We start from the raw sequence: 5,766 nt of genomic DNA on the forward strand, positions 1-5,766 counted from the left end.
GCGCGCCCGCCCCCCCCCCCCCCCCGGCCACGGTGCCCGCAGGCACCGCACGGTCACTTCTTGCGGCGGCGTCCGCCCTTGGCCTGCTTGCGGCGCTCCGCGCGCGTGAGACCGTCGGACTCGGAGCGCACGGGCTCGTCGTCGTCGTACGTGAAGTCGCCCTCGACGAGGCCGCCCTCACCGTCCACGGTCGCCGCGGAGAAGTGCAGGCCGCGCCGCTGCGGGGCGTCGAGCCCCTTGGCGCGGATCTCCGGGCGTGAGCCCGCCTGGGCCGGCACCGCGTCCTGGACGCCCTCGGCCACCGGCTGGGCGTCCTCGACCGGGACCTCCTCGACCTGCTGCTCGACCTGGACCTCCAGGTTGAACAGGTAGCCGACGGACTCCTCCTTGATGCCGTCCATCATCGCGGTGAACATGTCGAAGCCCTCGCGCTGGTACTCGACCAGCGGGTCCTTCTGCGCCATCGCGCGCAGGCCGATGCCCTCCTGGAGGTAGTCCATCTCGTAGAGGTGCTCGCGCCACTTGCGGTCCAGGACCGACAGCACGACCCGGCGCTCCAGCTCACGCATGATCTCGGAGCCGAGCTGCGCCTCGCGCGCCGCGTACTGCTCGTGGATGTCGTCCTTGATGGACTCGGAGATGAACTCGGCGGTCAGCCCGGCCCGGTCGCCGGCCGCGTCCTCCAGCTCGTCGATGGTGACCTTCACCGGGTAGAGCTGCTTGAACGCGCCCCACAGCCGGTCGAGGTCCCAGTCCTCCGGGAAGCCCTCGGCGGTCTCGGCACCGATGTAGGCGTCGATCGTGTCGTCCATGAAGTGCTGCACCTGCTCGTGCAGGTCCTCGCCCTCCAGGACGCGGCGGCGCTCGCCGTAGATGACCTCGCGCTGCCGGTTGAGGACCTCGTCGTACTTCAGGACGTTCTTACGGGTCTCGAAGTTCTGCTGCTCGACCTGCGACTGGGCGGAGGCGATCGCGCGCGTCACCATCTTGTTCTCGATCGGCACGTCGTCCGGCACGTTCGCCATGGACATCACGCGCTCGACCATCTGGGCCTTGAACAGCCGCATCAGATCGTCGCCGAGGGAGAGGTAGAAGCGGGACTCGCCCGGGTCGCCCTGACGGCCGGAACGACCGCGCAGCTGGTTGTCGATACGGCGCGACTCGTGCCGCTCGGTGCCCAGCACGTAGAGGCCGCCGCTCTCCTCGACCTCTTCCTTCTCGGCCTTGACCGCCAGCCCGGCACGCTCCAGGGCGGCGGGCAGGGCGTGGGCCCACTCCTCGATGTGCTCCTCGGGGTCGAGGCCGCGCTGGCGCAGCTCCGCCTCGGCGAGGTCCTCGGGGTTGCCGCCGAGCTTGATGTCCGTACCACGGCCGGCCATGTTCGTGGCGACCGTGACGGCGCCCTTGCGGCCGGCCTGGGCGACGATCTGCGCCTCGCGCTCGTGGTGCTTGGCGTTGAGCACCTCGTGCTGGATGCCGCGCTTGCTGAGCTGCTGCGAGAGGTACTCGGACTTCTCGACCGAGGTGGTGCCGACCAGGATCGGCTGGCCCTTCTCGTGCTTCTCGGCGATGTCGTCGACGACGGCCTCGAACTTGGCGACCTCGGTGCGGTAGATCAGGTCCGACTGGTCCTTGCGGATCATCGGCTTGTTCGTCGGGATCGGGACCACGCCGAGCTTGTAGATCTGGTGGAACTCGGCGGCCTCGGTCATCGCCGTACCGGTCATGCCGGAGAGCTTCTTGTAGAGGCGGAAGAAGTTCTGCAGGGTGATCGTGGCGAGCGTCTGGTTCTCGTCCTTGATGTCCACCCCTTCCTTCGCCTCGATCGCCTGGTGCATGCCCTCGTTGTAGCGGCGGCCGGCGAGGATACGGCCGGTGTGCTCGTCGACGATCATGACCTCGCCGTCGATGACGACGTAGTCCTTGTCCTTCTTGAAGAGCTCCTTGGCCTTGATGGCGTTGTTGAGGTAGCCGACCAGCGGGGTGTTCACCGACTCGTAGAGGTTGTCGATGCCCAGCCAGTCCTCGACCTTGGAGACGCCGGCCTCGTGGATGGCGACCGTGCGCTTCTTCTCGTCGACGTCGTAGTCGCCGGTCTCCTCGACGCCCTTGAGCGGGTTGCCCGCCTCGCCCTTCTTCAGGCGCGTGACGAGCTTGGCGAAGTCGCCGTACCACTTGGTGGCCTGGTCGGCCGGGCCGGAGATGATCAGCGGCGTACGGGCCTCGTCGACCAGGATGGAGTCGACCTCGTCGACGATGGCGAAGTTGTGGCCGCGCTGGACGAGCTCGTCCTTGGACCACGCCATGTTGTCGCGCAGGTAGTCGAAGCCGAACTCGTTGTTCGTGCCGTACGTGATGTCGCACTCGTACTGCTCGCGGCGCTGGGCCGGCGTCATGTTGGCCAGGATGCAGCCGACGTTCAGGCCCAGGAACTTGTGGACGCGGCCCATCATCTCGGAGTCGCGCTCGGCCAGGTAGTCGTTGACCGTGATGAGGTGGACGCCGTCTCCGGAGAGGGCGTTCAGATAAGCGGGCAGGGTGCCGACGAGGGTCTTGCCCTCGCCGGTCTTCATCTCGGCGACGTAGCCGAGGTGGAGGGCGGCGCCACCCATGAGCTGCACGTCGTAGTGCCGCTGGCCCAGGACGCGCTTGGCGGCCTCGCGGACGGTGGCGAACGCCTCCGGGAGCAGGTCGTCCAGGCTCTCACCGTCGGCATAGCGCTGCTTGTACTCATCGGTGAGGGCCCGCAGCTCGGCGTCGGAGAGGTCGACGAAGTCCTCTTCGATGGAGTTGACCTGGTCCGCGATGCGGTGCAGCTTGCGCAGGATCTTGCCTTCGCCTGCACGCATGATCTTCGAGAGGACGGACACGGGGGCTAGTCTCCTTGCCGGTCGGGCCTGGGACGGTCGGTTTCCATTTGACGTACTGAGCAACGGCCATCGTATGCGAGGACACGGCCACGCCGGGAGGCCTGGCGGGTCGACGGCCGTCCGCCGCCGATTTACCGCTCGCTTCCACAGGGGACAACGGGCGGGATGCGCGGATAGTGCCGCATCGCTCCGGAGAATTGCGCGAAACGTGATCACGTGCTCACACACGGCGCGAAGACGCCCTTCCCGTGAGGATGGCGCCCCGGACGGCGGCCGAGCAGAATCGGGCGATGGAACCCGTCACTCTCACCACCGGCCGGCTGCTCCTGCGCACGGTCGGCGCGCAGGACACCGACGCGGTGTACGCCGCCGCACAGGACCCGGACATCCAGCGCTGGACCACCATCCCGTCCCCCTACCTGCCGGAGCACGCGCAGGGTTTCACGGAGCAGATGGTCCCGGACGGCTGGGCCGACAGCTCGATGTTCACCTTCGGCGTCTTCCTGCCCCGGGGGGACCTGGTGGGGATGCTCGGCATCACCATGCGTTCACTCGGCGTGGGCGAGATCGGCTTCTGGGCGGCGAAGCCCCACCGCGGCAACGGCTACATCGTGGAGGCCTCCCTCGCCGCCGCCCGCTGGGCCTTCACCGCGGCCTGCGTCGACCGGCTGGAGTGGCGGGCCGAGGTCGGCAACCACGCCTCCCGCGCGGTCGCGGAACGCGCGGGCTTCACGATGGAAGGCACGCTGCGCTCCGCCGTCAACAACAAAGGAGTACGCCGGGACTGCTGGGTGGGCTCCCTGCTGCCGTCCGACCTGGGGCTGCCCTCGGCGGCGCCCTACCTGCCGGCGCCCGAACCACGGACGTAGCCGGAAAACCCCAGCTCATCGCGGGCTGTCAGTCCCACCGTCTATCGTCCGAACGCATGACGACCCTTCCGCGCCCCGCCACCGAACTCTCTGCGGACGACGCCCGCCGCATCGCCCTGCGGGCCCAGGGATTCCTCGGCAGTCCCGATCACCGGGCAGGCGTCCGGGGCGTCCTGCGCCACCTCGGCGCGGTCCAGCTCGACACCATCTCGGTCCTCGCCCGCTCCCACGAGCTCATCCCGTACGCCCGCCTGGGCGCCGTGGGCCGCCGGACGGTGGAGGCCGCCTACTGGAATCCCGTGTCCGAGGGCGCGCCCTCGGCACGACCGCACGCCTTCGAGTACTGGTCGCACGCGGCGTGCATCCTCCCGGTCGAGGAGTGGCCCCACTTCGCCTTCCGCCGGCGCGCCTACCGCGACCGCCCGCACTGGGCGCATGAACTCCCCGAGGGCGCCTACGACCAGGTCATCAAGCAGCTCCGCGCCGAAGGCCCGCTCACGGCCACCGAGTTGGGCGGCGCCAAGCGCACCAGCGAGTGGTGGGACTGGTCCGGCTCCAAGGTCGCGGTCGAGCGGGCGCTGATGTACGGGGAGGTGGTGTGCGTGGAGCGCCGCGGCTGGAAGCGGGTGTACGACCTCGCCGAGCGCGCGATCCCGGACGCTCTGCTGCACGACGAACTGGACGACGCCGAGTGCCTGCGCCGTCTGGTCCGGCTGGCGGGCCAGTCCCTCGGCGTCGGCACGCGCGCGGACATCGCCGACTACCACCGTCTCAAGGGCGATCAGGTCGATGCAGTGATCGCGGACTCGGGCCTGGTGCCGGTCGCGGTGGAGGGCTGGGGCAAGCCGGCCTGGGCCGACCCGGCGGCGCTGGAGACGCCGGCGCGCGGCCGTCACCGCACCACGCTGCTGTCCCCGTTCGACTCCCTGATCTGGGAGCGCGCCCGCACGGAACGGATCTTCGGCTTCACCCATCGCCTGGAGGCGTACGTCCCCAAGCCGAAGAGGGTCTACGGCTACTTCGCGATGCCGGTCCTGTCCGGAGGGCGCCTCGTCGGCCGCGTCGACCCGGCACGCGAGGGCCGCACCCTGGTGGCCCGGCAGGTCACCCTGGGCGGCGTGAAGGCGGCCCCGGCCGTGGCCCAGGCCCTGGTCGAGGCGGCGAACTGGGTGGACTGCACGGACGTGCGGGTGGAACGGGTGGACGCCCCCGAACTGCGCGAGCCCCTCACGAGGGAACTCGCCCGTCTCCTCGCCTGACGCCTACCGGATTTCGAGGATCTTCTCCCGCATCGCGTACACCACGGCCTCCATCCTGGAGTGCAACTGCAGCTTCTCCAGGATGTTGCGGACGTGGTTCTTCACGGTGTTCTCGGAGATGAACAACTCCTTCGCGATGTCGCGATTGTTCATTCCCGTGGCGACGAGCTTGAGGACCTCCAGCTCACGGTCCGTCAGCCGGGGGGCGGGCACGAGCCGGCGCTCGTCCGTCCGCTGGATCATCGACTTGAACTCGGTGAGCAGTTTCGACGCCATGGAGGGGCTGATCTGTGACTGCCCGTCGGCCACCGCGCGAATGGCGGTGGCCACCTCGTCCGTCGAGATCTCCTTGAGGAGATAGCCGGTGGCGCCCGCCTTGATGGCGTCGTAGAGGTCGGCCTCCTCGTCACTGATCGTCAGCATGATGATCTTGGCACTGGGTGCGACCTCCTTGATGGAGGTGCACGCCTCGATCCCGCCCCGCTTGGGCATCCGTACGTCCATCAGCACGATGTCGGGCAGCAGGTCGGCCGCCTTGTCGACGGCCTCGGCGCCGTCCCCCGCCTCGCCGACGACCTGGATGTCCTCCTCGGCGGCGAGCACGATCTCCAGTCCGCGGCGGAAGAGGGCGTGGTCGTCCACGACGAGGACTCTGATCGGCTCCTTGCGTGGAGTGCCCGTGTCCGGGCCCATGCCCACGCACCCGGCGTGCGGGAACCCCGTTGGGAAAAGTTGCTAAATTTTCGCCAAACTTTGAGCACCAGATAG

At 68.9% G+C, this 5,766-nt stretch carries 4 protein-coding genes; 2 read left to right on the plus strand and 2 right to left on the minus strand.

The window, feature by feature from the left end; translation table 11 throughout:
- Positions 1-53: 53 nt before the first annotated feature.
- Complete coding sequence (gene secA / locus ACFW2E_RS16970) at positions 54-2,870, minus strand: preprotein translocase subunit SecA (RefSeq protein ID WP_384467092.1); 2,817 nt, start codon at positions 2,868-2,870, stop codon at positions 54-56.
- A 290-nt stretch (positions 2,871-3,160) separates the two neighbouring features.
- Here secA and ACFW2E_RS16975 point away from each other — a divergent pair, with 290 nt between their 5' ends.
- The gene (locus tag ACFW2E_RS16975) at positions 3,161-3,739 is read left to right on the plus strand and encodes a GNAT family N-acetyltransferase (protein WP_384467094.1); all 579 of its coding nucleotides are present in this window, start codon (positions 3,161-3,163) and stop codon (positions 3,737-3,739) included.
- A 56-nt stretch (positions 3,740-3,795) separates the two neighbouring features.
- The gene (locus tag ACFW2E_RS16980; RefSeq protein WP_384467096.1) at positions 3,796-4,998 is read left to right on the plus strand and encodes a winged helix-turn-helix domain-containing protein; all 1,203 of its coding nucleotides are present in this window, start codon (positions 3,796-3,798) and stop codon (positions 4,996-4,998) included.
- A 3-nt stretch (positions 4,999-5,001) separates the two neighbouring features.
- Here the strand turns inward: ACFW2E_RS16980 and ACFW2E_RS16985 are convergent, their stop codons facing one another.
- Positions 5,002-5,691 carry a response regulator gene (locus tag ACFW2E_RS16985; RefSeq protein ID WP_384467098.1) on the minus strand — a complete coding sequence of 230 codons (690 nt, stop codon included), beginning with the start codon at positions 5,689-5,691 and terminating at the stop codon, positions 5,002-5,004.
- Positions 5,692-5,766 lie beyond the last annotated feature (75 nt).

Origin of the sequence: Streptomyces sp. NPDC058964 (genome assembly GCF_042741275.1) — a bacterium.
GTDB lineage: Bacteria > Actinomycetota > Actinomycetes > Streptomycetales > Streptomycetaceae > Streptomyces.